Below are 23,227 nucleotides of genomic sequence, written 5' to 3'. Positions count from 1 at the left end.
CGCGCCGGGGTCAGCACAGGGTCGGGAACCCGAAGTGCCGGTTTCTCCGACCGCAAGGCAGACAACCGATGGAGGTCAACGATGACCACGACGTTCCGACGACGAGGCGGGGCGGGGGCGGCAGTCGCACTGTCGCTCACGCTCCTGTTCAGTCTCTGCACCCCACTCGCGGCGAACGCCGCACTCCCCGCCGCCACGGCGGAGACCGGCTTCGGGCCAGCGTCCGAGATCGGCACGGCCGACGCCGCGGGCGCGAGCGACTCCTCAGGCGCCGACGCCCTCGAGGCGACGGCCCCGCTGACCGCCAACGAGGCGGTGCACCGCACCGAGGCCGGCCGCGAGGTCGAACTGCCCGACCGGCCCTCGGCCGGGACCGCGAGCCGGTCGACGGCCCGAGCCGCGGCGGCGGAGTGCAGTGCCGCCGCGTTCGCCGCAGTGCAGGGCCAGGCGCTCGTCGACCTGGTCCGCGCGAGCACCACCGACTGCGTGAACGGGCTGTTCTCGGTGAAGGGCGCTGAGGCGAAGGCGATCTTCGCCGAGTCGCAGATGGTCTCGGTCGCGAACGCGCTGCGCACGGTCGCGCAGAACTACCCCGGTGACAACTCCACCTCGGCGGCGCAGCTCGTGCTGTTCCTCCGCGCCGGCTACTACGTGCAGTACTACGACGCCGAGAACGTGGGCGACTACGGCAGCACGCTGTCGAACGCCACCGCCGGGGCGCTCGACGCCTACTTCGGCAACGCACGCTCGCGCGACGTCACCGACGCGAACGGCGAGATCCTGAGCGAGGCGGTCATCCTGATCGACAGCTCCGAGCTCAACGCGCGCTACCTCGACGTCGTCGAGCGGCTGCTCACCGGCTACGACGCCGACTACGAGGCATCCTGGTGGATGCGCAACGCTGTGAACAACACCTTCACCGTGCTGTTCCGGGGCCACCAGGTGCCGGCCTTCGTCTCGGCCATCGCGGCCGACCCGGGCGTACTCACCACGCTGCGCGACTTCGCCGTGGCCCACCTCGACCTCGTCGGCGGCGACTCCGGCTTCCTGCCGTCGAACGCGGGCCGCGAACTCGCCCGGTTCCTCGGCGACGACGCCATCCGCGCTGCGGCGAAGCCGCTCGTGATCGACCTGCTCGGCCGCACCTCGCTCGGCAGCCCGACCGCGCCGCTCTGGATCGCGACCGCGACCGTCGTGAACTACTACGACGGCGACGCCTGCGCCGAGTACGGCACGTGCGACCTCGCCGACCGTGTCGCCGACGCGGTGCTGCCCGTGCGCCACGACTGCTCCGCGGGCATCACCATCCGGGCCCAGGAGATGAGCACGCAGGAGCTCGCGACGAGCTGCGAGAGCCTGCTCGCCCAGGACCGCTACTTCCACGCGGTCGCGAAGGACCCGGGTCCGGTGCCGAACGACGTCAACGACCAGATCGAGGTCGTCGTGTTCGACTCGAGCGCCGATTACGGCGACTACGCCGGTGCGATCTTCGACATCGACACGAACAACGGCGGCATGTACCTCGAGGGCGACCCCGCGGCATCCGACAACATCGCCCGCTTCATCGCCTACGAGGCCGAATGGCTGCGCCCCGCGTTCGCGGTGTGGAACCTCAACCACGAGTACACCCACTACCTCGACGGCCGGTTCAACATGCACGGCGACTTCGCCGAGAACATGCAGACCCCGACGATCTGGTGGGTCGAGGGCTTCGCCGAGTACATCTCGTACCACTACCGCGGCGAGGCGTACACCGCGGCGCAGTCGGCCGCGGCGCTCGGCACCTACAAGCTGAGCGAGCTGTTCGACACCTCGTACGACCACGGCACCGAGCGGGTCTACCGCTGGGGCTACCTCGCTGCGGCGTTCCTGCTGAACGAGCACCCGAGCGAGCTGCAGACGGTGCTCGGCTCGTATCGCGCGGGCCGCTGGGACGAGGCGCGCAGCTACCTCACCCAGACGATCGGCACGCGCTACGACGCGGAGTTCGCGGACTACCTCACGCGCTGCGCCGCGGGCGACTGCAGCGACGACCTCGGCGGGGGCGGCACCGACCCCGAGAACACTGCGCCGGTCGCCGCCTTCGAGACGAGCATCGACGGCCTCGCGGTCGCGTTCACGGATGCCTCGACCGACGCCGACGGCACGATCGCCGCGTGGAGCTGGTCGTTCGGCGACGGGCAGACCTCGACCGAGCAGAACCCCGTGGCGAGCTACGCCGCCGCGGGCGACTACACGGTGCGGCTCACCGTCACCGACGACGACGGCGCGACCGCGACGACGACGCACCAGGTGATCGTCGAGGGCGACGACGGGCCCGGCCCCGGGCTGCCCGAGTGCGACGCCGCCGACCTGCGCATGCTCGAGAACGGGTGCGTGCGGTCGGCGCGCTCGGGCTCGGCCGGCGGGACCGACCACCTGTTCGTCTGGGTTCCGGCCGGCACGCCCCGTGTGACGGTCGAGACCTCGGGCGGCACCGGCGACCTCGACCTGTACTACAACTGCTACGGCTGGGCCGACCGCAATGCGCACGTCGCACGCTCGACCGTTCCCGGCAGCACCACCGAGCGGGTCGTCGTCGAGTGGCCGCAGGCCGGATGGAACTACGTCGCCCTCACCGGCGTGACCGACTTCGCGGGGGTGAGCGTCACGGCGAGCTTCTGAGCCTTCCGGCCAATCCCGAACCCTCGTGCGGCCCGGTCCTCCGGGCCGCACGAGCGGTTCCGGGATGCGACATCCCGACGGCTCGGGTACAGTGATCGAATCGATTCGATGACTCGACCGCGACACCGATGAGGACTCCCCGATGGCAGAACCGACCGCGACCCGCCGCCCGCGCGAACTCGTCGCCTGGCGCAACGCCATCTTCGCGATCTTCTTCCTCTCGGGGCTCGGCATGGCGAGCTGGGTCGCGCGCATCCCCGCGATCCGCGACGACACCGGGCTCAGCACGCAGGGGGTCGGTCTCGTCATCCTCGCCTCCTCGGCCGGCGCGGTGCTCGGACTCATCGCCGCACCGTGGCTGCTCGCCCGGCTCGGCGCGCGCCTCGGCATGATCGGCGCGCTCGTGACCGTCTCGGCGGGGCTCGTGTTCACCGGCATCGGGGGTTCCGCCCTCCTTCCCTCGGTGCCGCTCGTGGTCATCGGCCTCGCCCTCTTCGGCTTCGGCAACGGCGCCGTCGACGTGATGATGAACGTCGAGGGCGCCGAGGCCGAGCGCGAGATCGGCCGAACGGTCATGCCGCTCATGCACGCCTTCTTCTCCTTCGGCACGGTCGCGGGCGCGGGGGTCGCGGCGGCCGCCTCCGCTGCCGAGGTGCCGGTGTCGATCCACCTCCTGGCCATCGCGCTCGGCATCGCCGTCGCCATCTTCGTCGCGGTGCGCTCAGTGCCCCTGCGAGCCGAGGTCGGCGACGACACCCACGCGGACACCCCCCGCCCGCCGTTCGCCGAGCGCCTCAGGGCCAACCTCGCCGTCTGGGGCGATGTGCGCCTCCTCCTCATCGGGGTCATCATGCTCGGCATGTCGTTCGCCGAGGGCTCGGCCAACGACTGGCTCGCCCTCGCCGTCGTCGACGGGCACGGCTTCGACGCGACGATCGGCGCGATCATGTTCGGCGTGTTCACGGTCTCGATCACGGCAGCCCGCGTCGTCGGCGGGCCGGTGCTCGACCGGTACGGGCGCGTGCCGGTGCTGCGCGTCCTCGCGATCGTCGGCATCATCGGGCTCTCGCTCTTCATCTTCGGCACCGAGACCTGGATGCTCGTCGTGGGCACCGTGCTCTGGGGAGTCGGCTCCTCGCTCGGGTTCCCAGTGGGCATGTCGGCCGCCGCCGACCACCCGACCGACTCGGCGGCGCGCGTGAGCGCGGTCGCGATCATCGGCTACTGCGCCTTCCTCACGGGCCCGCCCCTGCTCGGGTTCATCGGCCAGCAGTTCGGCATCCTCAACGCGCTCCTCGTCATCCTCGTGCTGCTCGTGCTCTCGTTCCTCGCGGCCCCGGCCGCGCGCGAACGCAGCCGCGTCGCATCCTCCTGACCCGCCCGCCGGCCTGGCGCCCGAGCACACCCGTTCCGGGGGTCGCCCGAGCACACCCGTTCCGGGGGTCGCCCGAGCACCCGTTCCGCGGTTCGCCCGAGCACCCCTTCCGGGGTTCGCCCGAGCACACCCGTTCCGGGGGTCGGATTCCGTCAGGATCAGGGCGCACTCACGGCCGCGCTGTCGCAGAACGACCCCCCGAGCGGCGGATACACTCGTCGGGTGCGTCTCGTCATCGCCCGCTGCTCCGTCGACTACGCGGGGCGGCTCCAAGCCCACCTCCCGCTCGCGACCCGCCTGCTCATGGTGAAGGGCGACGGCAGCCTCCTCGTGCACTCCGACGGCGGCAGCTACAAGCCCCTCAACTGGATGAGCCCGCCCTGCACCCTCGCGACGAGCGAGCCCGACGACGAGCAGCGCGCGGCCGGCATCGTCGAGCTGTGGACGGTCACGCACAAGAAGACGGCCGACCGCCTGATCGTCTCGATCCACGAGGTGCTGCACGACTCCGCGCACGAGCTCGGCATCGACCCCGGCCTCCAGAAGAACGGCGTCGAGGCGCACCTGCAGAAGCTGCTCGCCGAGCAGATCGAGCTGCTCGGCGAGGGGCACCGCCTGGTGCGACGCGAGTACATGACGGCGATCGGCCCGGTCGACATCCTCGCGACGGATGCCTCGGGCGCGAGCGTCGCCGTCGAGCTGAAGCGTCGCGGCGACATCGACGGCGTCGAGCAGCTGACCCGCTACCTCGAGCTCATGAACCGCGACCCACTGCTCGCCCCCGTCACCGGGGTGTTCGCCGCGCAGGAGATCAAGCCGCAGGCGCGCACCCTCGCCGAAGACCGCGGAATCCGCTGCCTGGTGCTCGACTACGACGCGATGCGCGGCGTCGACGACGGCGACTCGCGGCTGTTCTGAGCGGGCCGCGCGCCGTGATCCCGTCGTCCGTCACGGCGCGGCGCAGCGGCATCCGCGTGCCGAACTCACCGCCTGAACACTCGCTGCGGGTTCGCTGAGGCCTGCCGCAATACGAGCATCACTCGAATTCTCGCGTCCTAGGATGTCACGGTGACTTCCCCGACCCTCTCCCCCACTCGTACGTGGTCGGCCGTGCTGTTCGATCTCGACGGCACCATCATCGACTCCGCCGCCGACATCACGGGCTCCCTCGCGCACATGTTCGCCGAGATGGGCCTGCCGGTGCCCTCCGACGACACGCTGCGCACCTACGTCGGCCCCCCGCTGCTCGACAGCCTCCGCATGACGGCCGGCTTCGACGACGCCGAGGCCTGGGAGGCTCTGAACGTCTACCGCGACCACTACGGCGAGCACGTGCTGCGCTCGCCCGTGTTCCCCGGCGTCGCCGGCGTGCTCGAGCGGCTCCACGCGGCGGGGGTGCCGATCGCCCTCGCGACCTCGAAGCCCGAGCGGATGGCACGCCAGGTGCTCGACCACGCCGGCCTCAGCGAGTACTTCACCGTGATCACCGGGGCGAGCGACGACGAGTCGCGCAGCACGAAGGCCGACGTCGTCGCCGAGGCACTGCGCCGCCTGCAGTCGCAGGGCGTCGACACCGCGAACTCCGTCATGGTCGGCGACCGCGGCTACGACACCCTCGGCGCGCTCGCCAACGGGGTGCCGACGATCCTCGTCGAATGGGGCTACGGCTCGCCCGCCGAGGCCGGCGACGCGATGGCGGTCGTGCACTCGGCCGACCAGCTGCGCTCCCTGCTGCTCGGCTGAGCGCTCCGCGATCGAGCACCCTCGAGGACGAGGGGCCCGACTCGGAATCACCACCGCGCAGCTGTCGTAATTCCGCCAAGTGGCGGGATCACGACACCAGAAAACCGCACGCGTCGTCCGATCCGCGCCGTTCCGCGCAACGACCGTGCGAAGTTCTCCACAGATTCGATACAGCTCTTCCATAGACACGTCTGCTCACGGCAGTATGCCGATTACGTCCGTCCACCGACGGGCGCCGTGCGTGTCTCGACGGTCACCTCCGCCGAGTCACTCGAAGGGAGAAGCATGTCTGGATTCACCAGCCGCGCGCGCAAGCGTGCGGTCGCGGTCGTCCCGGTGCTCGCACTCGCCGCCACCGGAATGGTGTCGTTCGGAGTCAGCACCGCTGCCGCGGCTGAATCACCGGTATCGCCGCCGGTGATCAGCGACTCGGAGTACTACATGAACTACGTCGCCCCCCGTGCGGAGGCGGTCGTGGGTGCCGACGACGAAGCCGCCTTCGACATCCACGGCAACAAGGTCGTCACCCCGAGCGCCGAGGACGCGCTGGCGACCGCCATGGAGATCGACGCGAAGTTCGCCGCAGGCAACCCGCAGGCCGCGGGCGGCCTCGCGAAGCTCGAGAACAAGTCGAACGAGACGGGCAAGAGCCCGAAGCAGCTCAAGCAGGAGCAGCTGAAGGCGAACAAGGACGCCAAGAAGCCGAAGAAGTCCCCCAACTACAAGCAGGCCGACGTCACCCAGGAGGCCAAGCTCCTCACGATCCTCGTCGAGTTCAACGACGCGGCGAACGACGACTTCACCGGCAGCTACGTCCCGACCGAGTTCGGTGCGACCACCTGCAAGCCCGGCAACGTCCAGAACGGCCCCCTCCACAACGGCATCCCCAACCCCGCCGACTACGAGCTCGAGGACAACAACTCGATGTGGGTGCCCGACTTCTCGTCGGAGCACTTCAACAAGATGCTCTTCACCGACGAAGGCATCACCGAGCGCGTCCGCACCGACCTCACCGGCCCCGACGGCAAGCCCGGCTTCGACATCTCGGGCTACACGATGAAGTCGATGTACGAAGAGATGTCGCGCGGCGCCTACACCGTCACCGGTGAGGCGACCCCGTGGATCACGGTCCCGCACTCCGAGGCGTACTACGGCGCCACGGTGTGCCACCAGAACGAAGAGGGCGTCTACGAGGCCGGTCCCATGCAGGACCAGCAGGGCCACCCCTCCAACCCCAAGGGTCCCGGCCAGCTGCCGATCGACGCGGTCGCAGCCCTCGCCGAGGCGCAGCCCGACTTCCCCTGGGCCGACTACGACATCGAGGACCAGGGCGACCGCGACGGCGACGGCAACGTCAACGAGCCCGACGGCGTGATCGACCACGTCGTGCTCGTGCACGCCGGTGAAGACAAGTCCGGCGGCGGCGGCGCGCAGGGCACGTACGCCCTGTGGGCGCACTCCTCGGCGGTCCTCGGCGGCGCGACGATCCCCGGCACCGACCTCCAGCTCTCGAACTACATCGTGCAGCCCGAGGACTCGGGCGTCGGCGTGTTCGCTCACGAGTACGGCCACGACCTCGGTCTGCCCGACCTCTACGACACCTCGAACGCCGGCAGCAGCGACATCGACTTCTGGGACCTCATGAGCTCCGGCTCGCACGCGGGCCCCATCTTCCAGTCGATGCCGACGCACATGGGCCTCTGGGACAAGTGGGTGCTCGGCTGGGCCGACCCGCAGGTCGTGAACCCCGGTGACGACGAGACCACCGTCAAGGTCGGCCAGAACTCGCGCCCCCTCAAGGGCAGCGAAGACGGCGTGAAGGTGAACCTCCCCGACAAGACCGTCACCCTCGCCGCCCCGCACGGCGGCGAGAACATGTGGTACACCGGCGCCGACCAGGACTGGGGCGACATCCGCATCGAGCGCAAGCTCGACGTGGGCGCCGACGCCAAGTTCTGGATGTGGAACAACTTCGTGATCGAGTCCGACTGGGACTTCGGCTTCGTCGAGATCTCGACCGACGGCGGCACCACGTGGACCGACCAGAAGGTGTTCAACACCGACGGCACGGAGGCCACGACCCCCGACGGCTACCCCGACCCGAACGGCAACCTGCACGGCTTCGGCGACCGCAAGTACGGCCTCACGGGTGACTCGCACGGCTGGCAGCACCAGTACGTCGACCTCTCGGCCTACGCCGGCCAGTCGATCGACCTCCGCCTCCGCATGGCGACCGACGCCGCCTTCCAGGAGCGCGGCTGGTTCGCCGACGACTTCTCGCTCACGAGCGGCGACACCACCACGTGGAGCGACGACGTGGAGTCGGGCGAGAACGGCTGGACGCCCAAGGTCGGCAGCTTCGCCGACACCACCGGCCCCGGCTGGCGCATCGACACCGGCACCTCGGTCAAGGCGCAGTACTACCTGGTCGAGTGGCGCAACTTCGACGGCTTCGACGAGGGCCTGAAGTACGGCTACAACTCCGTCTACAGCGACGGCGCCTGGAAGGTCGAGAAGCTCGCGTACAACGCGCCGGGCGCTCTGGTCTGGTACCGCGACACCACGTACGGCAACTCGAACCAGATCCTCTCGAACGAGGCGGCGCTGCCGAGCTACGGTGCGAAGGGCGGGCTCCTGCTCGTCGACAGCCACTTCAACCCGCTGCAGCGCACCGGTGCCGCGGCCGACGCCGACCCGTCGACGCTGAACATCATGCCGTCGCGTGCCCAGTCGTCGAACGCGTCGTTCGGTCTCACCAAGACGTACCCGTTCACGGAGTGCTTCATCGGTGGCACCGGTGACGAGTTCTGCACCGACATCGCGGCCCTCGACCCGGTGAGCACCTTCACCGACGACCGCGGCTGGGTGCCCGGCTTCGCACTCAACGAGGCGACCGGCGGGCTCTTCTACCGCGACCGTGACGCGTCGACCGTCGTTCCGTCGGTCGGCAACGCCCAGTACAGCACCCCGCTGTACGACCTCGCCGGAAACCGTCTGCCCGACTACGACGGCGTCGACGTGGGTGTCGGGCCGTTCGGCTCGGGCAACCCGGCCGACGACGGCGTGGGCTACGGCACCGTCATCTCGGTGAAGAAGGCCTTCAAGGGCAACACCGCGGCGCTCATCAGCATCACGCCCCCCGCGGCGGGCTGAGCGGCAACGCACCAACGCAGTACCGACGAGGCGTCGGCCCCTCCGGGGGTCGGCGCCTCGCCGCGTTCGGCGGGCGAACGGGGAGGCCGGGCGGGCGCGGACGCAGGGCGGGCGAACGGAGACACCGGGCGGGCGCGGACGCCGGGGCTACGCCCTGGCGAACCCGTCGATCACCCGTTCCAGCATCGCCGCGAACTCTTCATCGCCGCCGCCGTCCAGTGCGAGACCGGTGGTCTGCTCGACGAGCGGATGGCGTGAATCCGACCAGAGCGGCTGCACCGCCGACACCTCGACCGGCGCCGCGCGGCGGGCCGTCTCGAGCGCCGACTGGCCGACGACGAAGGCGCGCACGGCGTGGCCGGCGCGAGCCGCGTCATCGACGGTGAGGCCGGCCTCGACGAAGCTCTCGATGAGGCGTTCGGCGAGCGAGAGCGCGTTCGGGCCGTCGAGAGGCCCGCTCGTGACGAGCACGAGCGATCCCGAGTGCTCGGCGAGCTTCGCACGCAGCGCGAGCGCGACCGCGACGACCCGGTCGCGCCAGTCGGGCGCCGAGGCATCCGAGACGCCGGTGAGCAGATGCTCGACCATCGCCTGAAGCAGGGCGTTCTTCGACGCGAAGTAGGTGTACATGGCCGTCGGGGTGAGGCCGAGCGCACCGGCGACACCGCGCACCGAGACGGCGGCGACGCCCTTCTCCTCGAGGATCTCGAAGGCGGCGTCGACGATGTCGGACTGGCTGACGCTGCGCCTGGGGCCGGGCTTCATATGCGGTGATGCTCCTCGTGGTCGACGATCAACGGTACTCGACCCCGGGCACGCCGCCGGCCCTCGAACGCCGCTATCGCAAGCAGCTCGATTCGGAGATCGCCGACATCTCGAACCTGGGCGGTCCGTATGCCGGGGCGACGACGGCCGCGCTGTTCCTCGCGCACTTCGTCGGCGAGACCCCGTGGGCCCATCTCGACATCGCCGGCACGATGCAGTCCGACACGGACGACTCGTGGCGTTCGAAGGGCGCCACCGGGTTCGGTGCCCGCATCCTCATCGAGGTGGCTCGGGGGTTCCGGGCGGGCGCGTGACCACGTCGCCGCACACGCGCGAACAGCCCGGAGAGCACGCGTCAGCGAACCAGCCGCACGGTCATGATGTCCCACAGCTCGAACGGAGCTTCGGCACCGTCGGGTTCGAAGCCGTTCCGTCGATAGAACGCCCGGGCCCTCGTCTCGCCCGCCATCGCCCAGAGGAAGGCGGGTCGCTCGCCGATCGCGGCGTCGAGCAGCGCCTGGCCGAGTCCCGTGCCCTGATGGGCCTCGAGCAGGTACAGCCCCTTGAGCTCGAGATCGCGCGGCGCGTCGGGATCGTCGGCGGCATCGACGGAGCGGGCGTCGGCGAAGCCGACGATCCGGTCGCCGTCGACGGCGACGACGACGGTCCGCTCGGGCCCGTCGGCGTCGTCGAGCACCTGCCGCCACCCCTCGATGCGCTGTTCGAGCGTCCACGCCTCGATGCGCTCGCGCGTGACGAACCCCGAGTCGATGTAGGTCGCCTGGTGGCTCTCCCAGTGCATCCGGGCGATGCCGGGCGCGTCGTCGGGCCGCGCCGCGCGGATCATCGGGGAGGCGCCGGAGGTGGTGCGCTCGTCGGCGGGCGTCATCGGAGGAGTCGTCAATCGAGCAGGCGCGCGCGGAGGCGCTCGAGGTCGGATGCGGTGAGCCCGTTGCCGAGGAGGAACCCGGCGACATCGAGGCCGTCGAGGAACTCCTCGAGCTCTCGGACGCGGCGGGATTCGAGCTCGCCCGACTCGTCGGCGGCGATCTCCTCACCACTCGCGACGGTGTGCTCGGCGATCGCGTTGACGGCGGCGAGATAGTCGGCGACGATCGCCCCCCGGTCGACCTCGCACAGCTGCAACAGCATCGCGGCGATCATGCCCGTGCGATCCCGGCCGTGGGCGCAGTGGAAGATCACGGCGCCGTCACCGGCTTCTGCGCCTCGGTCGGCGAGGTCGCCGAACACCGCCGTCACGAGCTCGGGCCATCGTTCGAGCACTTCGGAGTAGTAGCCGGGCGTGTCGAGCCGCGGCCACCTGGCCATGAACTCGGCGTCGGACTGGTCCTCGATCGGGCGGTGGTGCCTCGTGAACGGAGCGTCGATCGCGGCGCCGACCTCGTCGTCGTTGCGAAGGTCGATGATGGCGCGCACGCCCTCGTCGTAGAGTTCGGCGCGCCCTGCTGCGCCGAGCCCGTCGAGCTTCGCCGAGCGATAGATCCGCCCGCGCCGGGTGGTTCCACGTGCACCGTCGAGCCCGCCGAGATCCCACGTGTTCGGAAGCTCGGCCCAGCTCATGCGACGCGTCATGCGCTCGACGCTACCGGACCCATTCACACGCACGACCCGGCGCCGCCCCGTCGAATCACCAAGGGCGAGCGCCGGGGACCACGGGTGTCGACCATTACGTCACTGATACGCGAGCGGTATCACCTCCCGACCCGCGATAGATCTCTCCGACCGCCCAACCACCGATACCACCCGCATATCAGTGACGTAGTCGGCGCGACGGGGTCGTCCGCTTCGCGGCTCGGCCGGCGAACCCGCACTCTGGCGGCCGGTTCACCGCGCCGACGGTCCGTTCAGCGCAACGCGCCGGCGCGGTAGGCGGCTTCGGTGCGGGTCGCGGCGCCGAGCTTGCGCAGGATGGCCGAGACGTGCACGGAGGCCGTCTTGCCGCTGATGAAGAGCCGCTCGCCGATCTGGCGGTTGCTGAGGCCCTCGGCGATGAGTTCGAGCACCTGACGCTCGCGCGCGGTGAGTTCGGCCGTCGCGGCGGCATCGGCGTCGGATGCCGCCGCCCCGGCGATGCCCGCGACCTCGCCCCCGGCCGCGCGATGGGCACCGTCGAGCACGATCGCCGCGGTCGCCGCGACGCGTTCGACCCGCTCGCGAACGGCGGTGACCCCGCCGGCCTCGGCGCGGTCGAGCGCGAGTTGCAGCGTCGCCCGGGCGGAGGCGCGATCGGCCGCCGCCAGTTGCGCCTCGCCGAGGCGCAGCAGTGCGTACGGGTGGAGGTAGCGGGGGACGCCTTCGCGCTCGGTGACGTCGACCGCTCGCCGCCACGCAGCTGCATCGGTCCCGGGTACCTGCGCGCCGGCTCCCTCGGACGCCTCGGCGAGTTCGGCCTCGACCAGCGCGACCCAGATCTCGTGGTGCGGCCAGAACGACGCCGCCTCGAGCAGCTGGCGGATCCTGGCGACCGACGACCCGGCCTCGTCGGCGACCCCCTCGGGCACCGCATGCGGCCGCGCGGCGATCGCGGCGATGATGCGAGCGGCGACCCAGAATCCCGGGTGGGCGTAGCCGGGGTGCAGCGGGTGCTGTTCATGGAGGATGCCGCGGATCTCGCCCCACGCGCCCGCGAGGTCGTCGTTCGCGAGCGCGACCTCGGCGGCCATCTGCCCGACCGCGAGCCGGGTCTGCATCTCGACCTCCTGCACCGCCGCCATCATCGGCCTGACGCGGCGCAGCGCATCGGCCGCGCCGGTGGGGTCGCCGCGCCACAGCATCGACCAGATGCGGGCCCGCTGCAGGTAGACGGTGAACGGCCCAGGAGGGTCGAGCGAGAGCGCCCGCTCGATGATCTCGCCCCCGCGCTCCCATTCGCCGAGCGCGAAGAGCGGGTCGACCGCGTTCGACGCGAGCAGCACGCCGGAGCTTCGCTCGACGCCCTGGGCGCGGGCCCGCCCGAGCCCGTCTTCGGCGAGGCGCACGGCCTCGGTGTAGTCGCCGATGAGGTACGCGATGTCGGAGGCGTTGACCCAGTACCGCAGGAGTGCGGCTCCGTCGCCCTCGGCGAGCTCGCGGGCCTCGGCGAGCATCTCGAGTCCGCGGTCGACCTCGCCGCGCACAGCACGGCTGACGGCCGCGATGTTCATCGAGATCGAGGCCGAGCGCGGCAGGTCGTGTTCGAGCGCGACGGCGAGACCGCGCTCGGCCGTCTCGATCGCCTCACCGGTGCGCCCTTCGATCATGAGTCGCCCCGCGAGCGTCGCGAGCGACCCCGCCAGGATCTCGGGGTCGCCGTCGTCGCCGAGCACCTCGAGCCCCTCTTCGAGAAGGGGGATCGAGCCGGGCTTACCGATCGCCGCGAGGTAGAGCGCCTTGTCACGGAGGAACCTCGGGTACTGCGGCTCGTCTCTGGGGCACTCGGCGAGCGCGGCCTTCACCAGGGCGAGCCCGCGCTCGACCTCACCCGCGTTGCGCAGGTGCGAGGCCGTGCGGCCCATGAGCTCGAGCTTGCCCATACCGGCGGCCGTCTCGGGGTCGGGCACGACGTCCCACAGTTCGAGTGCGCGCTCGCCCAGTTGGGCTGCCGTGGCGTAGGCCGCTGCGGCGCGGGCCTCGCGCATGGCCTGCAGCGTCGCCGGGAACGCGCGGACCGCGTTGTGCGCACCGAGCCAGTGGTACGAGATCTCGGCGGCCAGGCGGCGCGAGCCGGCCTCGGCTGCGGCCTCGTACGCCTCGGCGTAGCGGGCGTGGAACCGGGCTCGCTCCCCCGGCAGCAGATCGTCGAGGATCGCCTCGCGCACGAGCGCGTGGCGGAACGAGTAATCGTCGCCGTCGATCGTGATGACGCCGTAGAGCACGCACTGGCGGGCGGCGTCGTCGAGCTCGGCGTCATCGCCGTGGTAGACCTGCGCGAGCAGGGCGTGCGAGACCCGCACCCCGCCGGTCGAGATGAGGCGCAGCAGCGCCTGGGCGGACTCGGGCAGCCGCTCGTACCGGGCGAGCAGCAGTTCGCGGAGGGTGTCGGGCACGAAGCCCTCGTCGCGGCAGCCGTCGATGCCGACGAGCTCTTCGACGAAGAAGGGGATGCCGTCGCTGCGACGGAAGACCGTCTCGAGCACCCGGTCGTTCGGCGCCTCGTCGACGATGAGCGACTTCACGAGCCGCTTCACCTGCGCCTTCGACAGCCGCCCGAGCTCGAGGCGCTCGACCCAGCGGTCGCGCTCGGCCTCGGAGAGGAAGGAACGCACCGGGTGCCCGCGGGTGACGTCTTCGGTGCGGTAGCTGAGGACGGTGAGCACCCGGCTGGAGCCGAGGGCGCGCAGCAGGAAGCGCAGCAGCGCGAGGCTCGCCGCGTCGATCCAGTGGAGGTCTTCGATCACGAACACGATCGGCCGCTCGCGCGAGAAGGTCTCGAGGAGCACCGCGATGCCCTCGTGCAGCTGCCCCGCGGCGATGCCCGCCCCAGGCGCACCGACCTCGCCCGATTCGGCAGCGAGCTCGGGCAGCAGGGCGACGAGCGCCGCCCGGCCCGGGCCGACCGCCTCGAGCACGGGCGCCGCGCCGACGTCGGCGACGAGCGCCCGCAGCGCCGTCTTGACCGGGGCGTACGGCGCCGCGACACTGCCGAGGTCGACGCACTGGCCAGCGAGCAGCCTCACGTCGCTCGGGAGGTGCCGCTCGAATTCGCGGATGAGGCGGGTCTTGCCGATGCCGGCCTCGCCGCCCACGATCACGGTGAACGGCGCGCCCGCGCGCACCTCGTCGAGGCGCTCGTCGAGCCGCGAGAGGTCGGCGCCGCGGCCGATCATGGCCGCTGCTGACATGGTCACGATCTCATCGTGCCACGGCCCGGCGACATGCGCCTCGGCGCGACCCGAGTCGTCGGCGGCCTCGAGCGCCGATGCGGCCGCCGCCGCCATGGCGCTCACCGCACGGCGAGACGCAGGCCGCGGCGACCGAGCGCGCGGTGACGGGCGACCGGCTCGGCCTGGTGCGCCTGCTCGCTCGCGACCGCCCGCTCCTCGGCTGCGAGGCGGTGGGCGATGCGCCGCTCGGCCTGCAGCAGGTTCGCCTCGTGGGTGTGCACGGCGAGCAGTTCCGCTGAGTACTGCATGGTCATTCCTTCGTCTCGGTCGATCGTTCGATCTGATGTTCCGATGGTGCTCGCTAAGGCACCCGGGGCTCATCGGACGATCGCCCTATTTCGTGTCGGGGCGCCTCGGAGGGCGCTCCCGGCCGCCGCGTCAGCGGGGCATCGTCGGCAGACGGCGCAGGCCGTCGCGGCGGAACTGCACGAACGCGGCGACGAGCGCCGACGCGCCGATCAGCCCCAGCATGAGCATGGTCGCGAGCATGGTGAACCCCCTTTCATCACGAAAGCCTGCGGGAGCCCACCGCGCGCGTCGTCAGCGCACGCACCGATTCGGGCAGGGGCGTACCCGCCGGGGTCAGCCCGGAGGGCTGCGGCCGGCCCCACACCCGCTCGAGCGGCACGACGCCCGCCCACTGCGCGTGGTCCTCGCCGTCGTCGAGGGCCTCGGATGCCCCGTGCGCACGCGTCTTCATGACGACGTCGTCCAGCGCGAGCCGGAGCACCCGCGTCGCCGCGACCTCCTTGCGCCGCATCCCGCGCACCTCGGCGGAGCGCCCGGGCATGAGCCGCTCGGAGAGCGCGAGCAACGCGGCATCCGCCTCGTCGGGGCCGACCTCGTCGAGCACGCCGTACGCGACCGCACTGCGGTAGTTCATCGAGCTGTCGAAGAGCGAGCGCGCGTAGACGAGGGCGTCGAGCGCGGTGACCGAGAAGGCGACCGTGGCCCGTTCGGCGGCGGCGCGGAGGGCGAACCCGCCGCCGGTCGAGCCGTGCACGTAGATCGCCTCGCCGATGCGCGCGTAGCCCATCGGCACGACGATCGGCACGCCGTCGGCGACGGCGGCGAGGTGGCCGACGAATTCGCCGTCGAGCAGCTCGACGAGGGCGGCGCGGTCGGTGGTCTGGCGTTCGGCGAGGCGGCGGATGCGTCGTGCCGGGCGGTCGGCGGATGTGTCGATCGTGGTCATGGATCGAGTTTCGGACGTACACTGGCCTCGCCTGCAATCCAGTTGCTGCAGTTTCGACCAGTCCAGTGAGGAGTCTCCCGTGGACGGCCCCCTGCTCGTGCTCGACCGCCGCGACGGCGTGCCGCTCGGTGCCCAACTCGTCGACGGGCTCCGTCGGGGCATCCTCGGCGGACTCCTCGCCCCCGGCGATCCCGTTCCCTCCACGCGGTCGCTCGCGGCCGAACTCGGCATCTCGCGCAGCTCGGTCGTCGCCGCGTACGAACAGCTCGCCGGAGAGGGCTACCTCGAACTGCGTCAGGGCGCGCCGACCCGAGTGGCCCGGCTCGTCGTCGAGCCAGGGGCATCCGCATCGTCGCCCGACTCGCCGAGACCGACGGGCCGAACCGCTCCGGCCAACCTCCCGCACGACGAAGAACGCGCGCACCATCGCATCGACCTGCTCCCGGGCAGCCCGTCGACCGCCCGCATCGATGAACGGGCCTGGCGCTCCGCCTGGCGCCGGGCCGCCGCGGCACCGATCCCCCGGGTGTCGCCGCCGCGCGCGGGTCTCGCCGGCCTGCGCGCCGAGATCGCCTCCCACCTCCGCCAGGCCCGCGGGGTCGGCTGCACGAGCGACGACATCGTCGTCACCGCGGGCACGAGCGACGCGCTGGGCCTGCTCGGCGCCGCGCTCATCGAGCTCGCGCGCGAGCGCGGCGAACACGGTGGACCGCGCGACGCGCCGACGGTCGCCGTCGAGCACCCCGGCTACCCCTCGGCGCGGCGCCTGCTCGAACGGCGGGGACTCCTGATCGCCCCGCTGCCGGTCGACGCCGACGGCCTCGATCTCGACGCGCTGCGGCGGATGCCCCGCCCTCCGCAGGCCGTCATGGTCACCCCGAGTCACCAGTACCCGCTCGGCGGGCGGCTGCCCGTGGCATCCCGGCTCGAACTCATCGACTGGGCGCGCGCGACCGGGGCGCTCGTCATCGAGGACGACTACGACAGCGAGTTCCGCCACCTCGGGGCGCCGTTGCCCGCGCTCGCGTCGCTCGACCGGCTCGGCGCGGCGAGCGGCGGCACGGGGCCCGGCACCGAGCGCAGCGCCGAACGCACCGTGCTCGTCGGCAGCTTCTCGAAGGTGCTCACCCCCTGGCTGCGCCTCGGCTACCTCGTGATGCCGGGCGACGCGGCGCTGCGCGCCGCCGTCCTCCGGATCCGTGCCGACGAACCGTGCCCCGTCGCCGGTCCGATGCAGGAGGCCATGCGGGCGTTCCTCGCCTCAGGCGCCCTCCGCCGTCACATCGCCGCCACCCGACGCGACTACGCGCACCGTCGACGCATGGTGCAATCGGTGCTCGGCGAACTGCCCGGCGCACCGCTCAGCGGGCTCGACGGCGGCTTGCACGCGGTCGTCGGGCTGGAGGATGCCGAGACCTCCGCCGCGATCGTCGCCCGCCTCGCCGACGAGGGCATCGGCGTGGCTCCGCTCGCCGACTACTCCGCGGTCCCGAGCGATCGGCCGGGCGGGATCGTCTTCGGCTACGCGGGCGTCGGCGACGCCCTGCTCGGCGAAGGGCTCTCACGCATCCGTGCGGCGCTCATCGACGCCCTCGACCCCGCCCGACGCGAGGGCTAGGGTGGGGCTGAGGGCGAGGCATCCGGATGTGAACGAGATCGTCACGATCGAACCGTGGAACCCGTGGCCGCTCGCGATCCCCATCGTGATCGCCGTGGCCGGCATCGTCGTGTCGAGCCTCGGTACCCGGCGACGGTCGAAGCCCGTGCGCGAGCTCGGCTCGGGGGTCTTCCTGATCGCGATCGTGGCCTTCGCCGCGATGTTCGGCGTGATGCCGGGCTCCTGGGATCAGGGCGAGCGCGCGAAGGCGCTGATCGCGGTCGGCTACGCCTCGCCGACGTTCTCAGGCGAGCAGGTCGTCGGCCCGGGCGAACCTGCGGCCGTCGCGTTCCAGGCCGAGCGCGACGGCGAACGCGTGCGCGGTGTGCTCAGGCACCAGGGCGACTCGCAGTGGGAGATCGCCGAGATCGAAGACGACACCTGATCGGGCTGCCGCGGGCGGATGCCTCCATCCCGTTCCTCGCAGGCCCGCCGGTGGGCGGCGGGGAGGATGCCCTCCCCGCCGAGCGGACTAGTTGCCGGCCAGTGCCTGGTCGGTGTCCTTGATCGCCTGCATCATCTTGCGCAGCGACTCGCCCATGTCGGAGATGCCCTCGATCGCCTTCTCGAGACCGGTGGTCAGCTCCGTGTAGCCCTCGCCGAACTTGCCCGACGCGTGCTGCGTCTTGAAGTCGTCACCGAGCAGACGGTCCACATCGTCCTTCAGACGACGCAGCACGTCGCCGATCTCCTCACGGCCCGAGTCGAGACGACCGGCCATCGACTCCATCTCACCGTACGACGCCTTGAAATCAGCCATCATCAACCCCATCCATCAGAATCCTCGCCGCCCGGACGGGCGACCTCCATGAGACTAACCGTCCCCCGAAACCCGGAGAATGGGCAGCACTCCCCATCCGCCCCCGGGCGACGATATCGTCGGAACAGCACTCTGGTGGGAGCACCCGAGACGGCGAGGAGGCCGGCATGACCGAGGTCGTCACCATCGCGCCGTGGAACCCATGGCCGCTCGTGTTCCCGCTGCTCGTGCTGATCGCCGGCGCCGTCGTGATCGTCATCGGCGTCAGCCGCAAGAAGTCGCGCCTGATCGAGCTCGGCGTGTTCGTCGCCGTCGGCGGCGTCATCGCCGGCGGGCTCATGACCTGGGGACTCTCGCAGGCATGGGACGCCGAGGCCCGGCGCAGCGTGCTCGACGGGTACGGCTACACCGAGACCGAGTTCACGACCGACGGCGACCGGTCGGGTGACCAGCCGGTGCTCGAGTTCGTCGGCGTGCTCGACGGACAGCACGGTGAGCTCGGGGAGCTCCGCCATGTCTCCGGCGACCGGTGGGAGCTCGTCGAGTTCTGAACGAGCCGGGTCAGTCGAACAGCCGCCGACCGACGGGGCGTTCCCGAAACGCGAGCGAGCACGTAGCGTGGGGAAGGTGCTGACTCCTCCCGTGCCGAAGAAGCGACCGATCGAACGCGAGCACCACGGCGACGTCGTGGTCGACGACTACGAATGGCTGCGCGACAAGGACGACCCCGAGGTGCTCGCCCACCTCCACGAGGAGAACGCCTTCACCAAGGCGCGCACCGAGCACCTCTCCATCCTGCAGGAGCAGATCTTCGAGGAGATCAAGCACCGCACGAAGGAGACCGATCTCTCGGTGCCCACCCGCGAGGGCGACTGGTGGTACTACAGCCGCACCGTCGAGGGGCAGCAGTACGGCATCCACTGCCGGGTGCCCGCCAGCGGCGCCGACGACTGGGAGCCGCCCGTCACCGACGACTCGGGCGCTCCGCTGCCCGACGAGCAGATCCTGCTCGACGACAACGTCGAGGCCGAAGGGCACGAGTTCTACGCGCTCGGCAGCTTCGACCTCACGGCCGACGGGCGAACGCTGCTCTACGCCGTCGACGTCGAGGGCGACGAGCGGTACACGATCCGGCTTCGATCATTGGATGACTCGGGCCGCGAGTTCTCCGATGTGATCGAGGGCACCGCGGCGGGCGCCGTGTTCGACCCGAGCGGCCGCTACCTCTTCTACGCGACGGTCGACGAGGCCTGGCGCCCCGACACCATCTGGCGGCACGAGGTCGGCACCGAGGCATCCGCCGATGTGGCGATCTTCAGCGAGCCCGACGAGCGCTTCTGGCTCGGCGTCGGGCTCACCCGCAGCCGCAAGTACCTGGTCATCGAGGCGGGCTCGAACGTCACGAGCGAAACCCTGCTGCTGGATTCCTCGGACCCGACCGGTTCGTTCGAGGTGGTCTGGCCGCGCAAGGACGGCGTCGAGTACGACGTCGAGCACGTCGTCGCGGGCGACCGGGACCGGCTGCTCATCACCCACAACGACGGGGCCGTGAACTTCGAGCTCGTCTCGGTCGCGGCCGACGACCCGCAGGGGCCGCGCCGCATGCTGCTGGCCCACAACCCCGAGGTGCGCATCGAGGGCGTCGACGGGTTCCGCGACTTCGTCGCCCTCGAGTACCGCCGCGACGGGCTGCCGCGGGTCGCGGTCGCGAAGGTGCCCGCGAACGGCCTGCCGGCCGGCGCGACCGTCGACGACACCCTGCACGAACTCGCCTTCGACGAGGAGCTGTTCTCGGTCGGCCTCGGCGGCAACCCCGACTGGGCGCAGCCCACGCTGCGCCTCGGCTACACGAGCTTCGTGACCCCCTCGACCGTGCTCGACCTCGTCGTCGCGACGGGCGAGCGCAAGCTGCGCAAGCGCCAGGCCGTGCTCGGCGACTACGACGCCACCCGCTACGCGCAGCGCCGCGAGTGGGCGACCGCCGACGACGGCACGCGCATCCCGATCTCGCTCGTCTACCGGCACGACCTCGTCGATCTCGGCGTGCCCGCGCCGACCCTGCTCTACGGGTACGGCGCCTACGAGCACTCCATCGACCCGGGCTTCGGCATCCCCCGGCTGTCGCTGCTCGACCGCGGCATGGTGTTCGCCGTCGCCCATGTGCGCGGCGGCGGCGAGATGGGGCGGCTCTGGTACGAGCACGGCAAGAAGCTCGAGAAGCGCAACACCTTCACCGACTTCGCGGCTGCCGCGCGCCATCTGATCGACGAGGACATCACGGCGCCCGACCGGCTCGTCGCGCAGGGCGGCAGCGCCGGAGGGCTCCTCATCGGCGCGGTCGCGAACCTCGCCGCGAAGTACTTCTCGGGATTCCTCGCCGAGGTGCCGTTCGTCGACCCGCTGACCTCGATCCTCGACCCCTCGCTGCCGCTCACGGTCATCGAGTGGGACGAGTGGGGCAATCCGCTCGACGACGAAGAGGTGTACTCGTACATGAAGTCGTACTCGCCCCTCGAGAACGTGCACGACGGCGCCCACGGCGGGCGGCACTACCCGCCGATCCTCGCCGTCACCTCGCTCAACGACACCCGTGTGCTCTACGTCGAGCCGGCGAAGTGGGTGGCGCGGCTCCGCGAGGTCGGCGCCGACGCGCTGCTCAAGATCGAGATGGCGGCCGGGCACGGCGGCGTCTCGGGGCGGTATGCCGCATGGCGCGAGCGCGCGTTCTCGTACGCGTGGCTCATCGATGCGGCGGGGGCGCACCCGAGCGGGGAGTAGGCGCCGGCCGGCCCGGCCGGTCGACCCCGAGCGGGGGCGGTCAGGCCCGCGGCACGTCGTAGGTGATGTGCGTCACGAGCTCGGTCTGCAGCACGTCGACCGGGGTGAGGTCGAGGTCGAGACCCTCGAACAGGCGCTCGCCCGAGCCGAGGGTAATCGGCGAGACGCTCACGATGATGCGGTCGATGAGGCCGGCGGCGAGGTACTGCCGCACGGTGCCCGCGCCGCCCGCGACCGAGACGCGGCCGGTGCCGGCCGCCGCTTTCGCGCGCTCGAGCGCGTCGTGGATGCCGGTCGTCACGAAGTGGAACGTCGTGCCGCCCGCCATCTCGATGGGCTCGCGCGGGTGGTGCGTGAGCACGAAGACGGGCGCGTGGTACGGCGGGTCGTCGCCCCACCAGCCCTTCCACGAGTCATCCGGCCATTCGCCCCTGACCGGGCCGAACATGTTGCGGCCCATGATGTACGCGCGCGGCGCGAGGATCTGGTCGACGATGGGCTGCGCCTCGTCGGGTTGCTCGAACATCCAGCGGTGCACCGCTTCGCCGCCCTCGCCGAGCGGGTCGTCGAGCGTCTGGTTCGGGCCTGCGACGAAACCGTCGAGCGAGATGGAGAGGTTGGCCGTGACGAGGCCGTCGTCGAACGTCATGCGGTGCACCCTACGCCGCGGCGCCGACACCCGCCACGTCGCGGCGGCAGCCCCATGCGAGTGCATCGATTCCGCGCTGAGCGAGCACGGTTCCGGATGTCGCAGGCCGCTGCGAGACTGACGAAATGTCTCTTCTCACCGAACTGAGCGAGCAACTTCCAGGCCGGGCCTACGGTCCCGGCGCATCCGAATTCGACACCGGCCGCACCGTCTTCGCAGGTGTCGGCGAACCCGACGTCGTCGTGCGACCGCACACGGTCGACGAGGTCGCGACCGCGGTCGCGCGTGCCGCGGCCGCCGGCCTCTCCATCGCGGTGCGCAGCGGCGGTCACGGCCTGCTCCCGGTCGACGACGGCCTCGTCATCGACCTGGCGGAGTTCGACACGATCGAAGTCGACGACGCCGGCCTCGTCACACTCGGCCCGGCCGCCCACTGGGGTGACGTCGCCGCGGCGCTCGCGTCGCGCGGCCTCGGCATCAGCTCCGGCGACACCCGTCAGGTGGGCGTCGGCGGGCTCCTGCTCGGCGGCGGCGTCGGCTGGCTCGTGCGCACCCACGGCCTCACCATCGACGCGCTGCGCGAGGTCGAGCTCGTGACCGCCGCGGGCGAGGTGCTCACCGTGAACGCCGAGTCGCATCCCGAGCTCTTCTGGGCGCTCCGCGGCGGCGGCGGCAACTTCGGCGTCGTCACGCGGTTCACCGTGCAGGCGAGCCCCGTCGACGGGCTCGTCGGCGGCTCGATCCACTTCGACCGCTCCGACGTGCCGACCGTGCTGCGCGCGTGGCGCGAGGTGATGCGGGCCGGCGGCGACGGCCTCAACTCGTCGCTCATGCTCATGCCCCCGATGGGGCCCGAGATGCCCGGCGGCCCGCAGGTCGGCATCGCCCTCCGCGGCACCGAGTCCGAGCTGCGCGACCTGCTCGCGCCGCTGCTCGCGCTGCCGTCGGTCGCGAAGGTCGATCTCGCGCCGGTCGCCTACGGCGACCTGCTCGAAGACGCCCCGCCCGGGCGTCCGCCGTTCCAGTTCGTCGGCGGCAACGGCTTCGCACCCGAGGTCTCCGACGAGCTGCTCGAGGCGGTCGCGGCCGCGTACGCTCGCGACGTGCCGACCATGGTGCTGCTGCGTGCGCTCGGCGGCGCGTTCTCGCGGGTCGATGCCGACGCCACGGCGATCGCCCACCGCGACGCCGAGGCCCTCGTCATCGTCAACGGCGTGCTGCCGGCCGACGCCGAGCCCGAGCTCGTCACCGCCGTGAAGGCGGGCAGCGACGCAGTGATCGCGCTCACGACGGGCTCCTACGGCGGCTTCGAGGCGAACCGCAGTGACGAGATCACGGCGTCGATGTACCCGCCGGCGACGCTCGAACGGCTGCGGCGCGTGAAGGCCGCAGTCGACCCCGGCAACTCGTTCCGGCGCAACCACAACATCAGGCCCGCCGGCTGAGCAGAACGACACGGAACGATCCCGTCGCATCACAGGTGCCGATGCGACGGGATCACCGTTTCGTCCGTCGCGCGTACGAGAGTTTGTTAGGACATTCTGTGTAGACTGATCGCACCGCGAGCGCAGGGGAAGCGCGCGCGGCACCGAGAGAAAGTTGTAC

20 protein-coding genes are annotated in these 23,227 nt (G+C 71.3%); 11 read left to right on the top strand and 9 right to left on the bottom strand.

What is annotated here, in order from left to right:
- The first annotated feature begins 81 nt into the window (after positions 1 to 81).
- The 5 genes from GQQ93_RS08990 (at position 82) to GQQ93_RS08970 (ending at position 8,935) form a co-directional block, all read left to right on the top strand.
- Entirely contained in the window at positions 82 to 2,664 is a 2,583-nt protein-coding gene (locus GQQ93_RS08990) for a collagenase (protein ID WP_157423874.1), read from the top strand.
- 142 nt (positions 2,665 to 2,806) lie between these two features.
- The gene (locus GQQ93_RS08985; RefSeq protein ID WP_157423873.1) at positions 2,807 to 4,039 is read left to right on the top strand and encodes an MFS transporter; all 1,233 of its coding nucleotides are present in this window, start codon (positions 2,807 to 2,809) and stop codon (positions 4,037 to 4,039) included.
- Between the two features lie 222 nt (positions 4,040 to 4,261).
- Complete coding sequence (gene nucS / locus GQQ93_RS08980) at positions 4,262 to 4,957, top strand: endonuclease NucS (RefSeq protein WP_157423872.1); 696 nt, start codon at positions 4,262 to 4,264, stop codon at positions 4,955 to 4,957.
- Between the two features lie 150 nt (positions 4,958 to 5,107).
- The gene (locus GQQ93_RS08975) at positions 5,108 to 5,782 is read left to right on the top strand and encodes an HAD hydrolase-like protein (RefSeq protein WP_157423871.1); all 675 of its coding nucleotides are present in this window, start codon (positions 5,108 to 5,110) and stop codon (positions 5,780 to 5,782) included.
- Positions 5,783 to 6,067: 285 nt separating this feature from the next.
- Entirely contained in the window at positions 6,068 to 8,935 is a 2,868-nt protein-coding gene (locus GQQ93_RS08970) for an immune inhibitor A domain-containing protein (RefSeq protein WP_157423870.1), read from the top strand.
- A gap of 147 nt (positions 8,936 to 9,082) precedes the next feature.
- Here the strand turns inward: GQQ93_RS08970 and GQQ93_RS08965 are convergent, their stop codons facing one another.
- A complete protein-coding gene (locus GQQ93_RS08965) occupies positions 9,083 to 9,700 on the bottom strand; it encodes a TetR/AcrR family transcriptional regulator (RefSeq protein ID WP_157423869.1) in 618 nt (205 codons plus the stop codon).
- 8 nt (positions 9,701 to 9,708) lie between these two features.
- On the opposite strand from GQQ93_RS08965, the gene GQQ93_RS08960 reads away from it, so the two are divergent.
- Positions 9,709 to 10,014, top strand: coding sequence for a hypothetical protein (locus tag GQQ93_RS08960; protein ID WP_157423868.1), 306 nt, complete (start codon positions 9,709 to 9,711; stop codon positions 10,012 to 10,014).
- A 41-nt stretch (positions 10,015 to 10,055) separates the two neighbouring features.
- On the opposite strand, the gene GQQ93_RS08955 is transcribed toward GQQ93_RS08960, so the two are convergent.
- The 6 genes from GQQ93_RS08955 to GQQ93_RS08940 all read right to left on the bottom strand — a co-directional run bounded on the left by GQQ93_RS08955 (position 10,056) and on the right by GQQ93_RS08940 (position 15,778).
- Entirely contained in the window at positions 10,056 to 10,589 is a 534-nt protein-coding gene (locus GQQ93_RS08955) for a GNAT family N-acetyltransferase (protein WP_246192213.1), read from the bottom strand.
- An 11-nt stretch (positions 10,590 to 10,600) separates the two neighbouring features.
- On the bottom strand, positions 10,601 to 11,293 hold the full coding sequence (locus GQQ93_RS08950) for a tyrosine-protein phosphatase (protein WP_157423867.1): 693 nt from the start codon (positions 11,291 to 11,293) through the stop codon (positions 10,601 to 10,603).
- A gap of 272 nt (positions 11,294 to 11,565) precedes the next feature.
- Positions 11,566 to 14,637, bottom strand: a complete 3,072-nt coding sequence (locus tag GQQ93_RS08945) for a helix-turn-helix transcriptional regulator (RefSeq protein WP_170296162.1) — start codon at positions 14,635 to 14,637, stop codon at positions 11,566 to 11,568.
- Between the two features lie 5 nt (positions 14,638 to 14,642).
- Positions 14,643 to 14,831, bottom strand: coding sequence for a hypothetical protein (locus tag GQQ93_RS17875; protein ID WP_170296161.1), 189 nt, complete (start codon positions 14,829 to 14,831; stop codon positions 14,643 to 14,645).
- A 130-nt stretch (positions 14,832 to 14,961) separates the two neighbouring features.
- Positions 14,962 to 15,072: a Rax2 family protein gene (locus GQQ93_RS18070; RefSeq protein ID WP_246192212.1), complete on the bottom strand. Its 111-nt coding sequence runs from the start codon at positions 15,070 to 15,072 to the stop codon at positions 14,962 to 14,964.
- A gap of 16 nt (positions 15,073 to 15,088) precedes the next feature.
- Positions 15,089 to 15,778 (bottom strand): pyridoxamine 5'-phosphate oxidase family protein, encoded by a 690-nt coding sequence (locus GQQ93_RS08940; RefSeq protein WP_157423865.1) that lies wholly within the window; start codon positions 15,776 to 15,778, stop codon positions 15,089 to 15,091.
- Positions 15,779 to 15,857: 79 nt separating this feature from the next.
- Between GQQ93_RS08940 and pdxR the strand changes: the two genes are divergently transcribed.
- Together pdxR and GQQ93_RS08930 are read left to right on the top strand one after the other, a co-directional pair.
- A complete protein-coding gene (pdxR, locus tag GQQ93_RS08935) occupies positions 15,858 to 17,396 on the top strand; it encodes a MocR-like pyridoxine biosynthesis transcription factor PdxR (protein ID WP_170296160.1) in 1,539 nt (512 codons plus the stop codon).
- Between the two features lie 28 nt (positions 17,397 to 17,424).
- Positions 17,425 to 17,820 carry a TMEM8 family protein gene (locus GQQ93_RS08930; RefSeq protein ID WP_157423863.1) on the top strand — a complete coding sequence of 132 codons (396 nt, stop codon included), beginning with the start codon at positions 17,425 to 17,427 and terminating at the stop codon, positions 17,818 to 17,820.
- A gap of 87 nt (positions 17,821 to 17,907) precedes the next feature.
- On the opposite strand, the gene GQQ93_RS08925 is transcribed toward GQQ93_RS08930, so the two are convergent.
- Positions 17,908 to 18,195, bottom strand: a complete 288-nt coding sequence (locus GQQ93_RS08925) for a WXG100 family type VII secretion target (protein ID WP_157423389.1) — start codon at positions 18,193 to 18,195, stop codon at positions 17,908 to 17,910.
- A 167-nt stretch (positions 18,196 to 18,362) separates the two neighbouring features.
- Between GQQ93_RS08925 and GQQ93_RS08920 the strand changes: the two genes are divergently transcribed.
- Both GQQ93_RS08920 and GQQ93_RS08915 read left to right on the top strand, forming a co-directional pair.
- Positions 18,363 to 18,746, top strand: a complete 384-nt coding sequence (locus tag GQQ93_RS08920; protein ID WP_157423862.1) for a hypothetical protein — start codon at positions 18,363 to 18,365, stop codon at positions 18,744 to 18,746.
- A 76-nt stretch (positions 18,747 to 18,822) separates the two neighbouring features.
- Positions 18,823 to 20,973: a S9 family peptidase gene (locus GQQ93_RS08915; protein ID WP_157423861.1), complete on the top strand. Its 2,151-nt coding sequence runs from the start codon at positions 18,823 to 18,825 to the stop codon at positions 20,971 to 20,973.
- 40 nt (positions 20,974 to 21,013) lie between these two features.
- On the opposite strand, the gene GQQ93_RS08910 is transcribed toward GQQ93_RS08915, so the two are convergent.
- Complete coding sequence (locus GQQ93_RS08910) at positions 21,014 to 21,622, bottom strand: dihydrofolate reductase family protein (RefSeq protein WP_157423860.1); 609 nt, start codon at positions 21,620 to 21,622, stop codon at positions 21,014 to 21,016.
- A gap of 125 nt (positions 21,623 to 21,747) precedes the next feature.
- On the opposite strand from GQQ93_RS08910, the gene GQQ93_RS08905 reads away from it, so the two are divergent.
- A complete protein-coding gene (locus tag GQQ93_RS08905; protein ID WP_157423939.1) occupies positions 21,748 to 23,067 on the top strand; it encodes an FAD-binding oxidoreductase in 1,320 nt (439 codons plus the stop codon).
- Positions 23,068 to 23,227 lie beyond the last annotated feature (160 nt).

Origin of the sequence: Agromyces lapidis, assembly GCF_009749405.1 — a bacterium.
GTDB lineage: Bacteria > Actinomycetota > Actinomycetes > Actinomycetales > Microbacteriaceae > Agromyces > Agromyces lapidis.
This window is presented reverse-complemented; position numbering and strand designations above follow the sequence as displayed.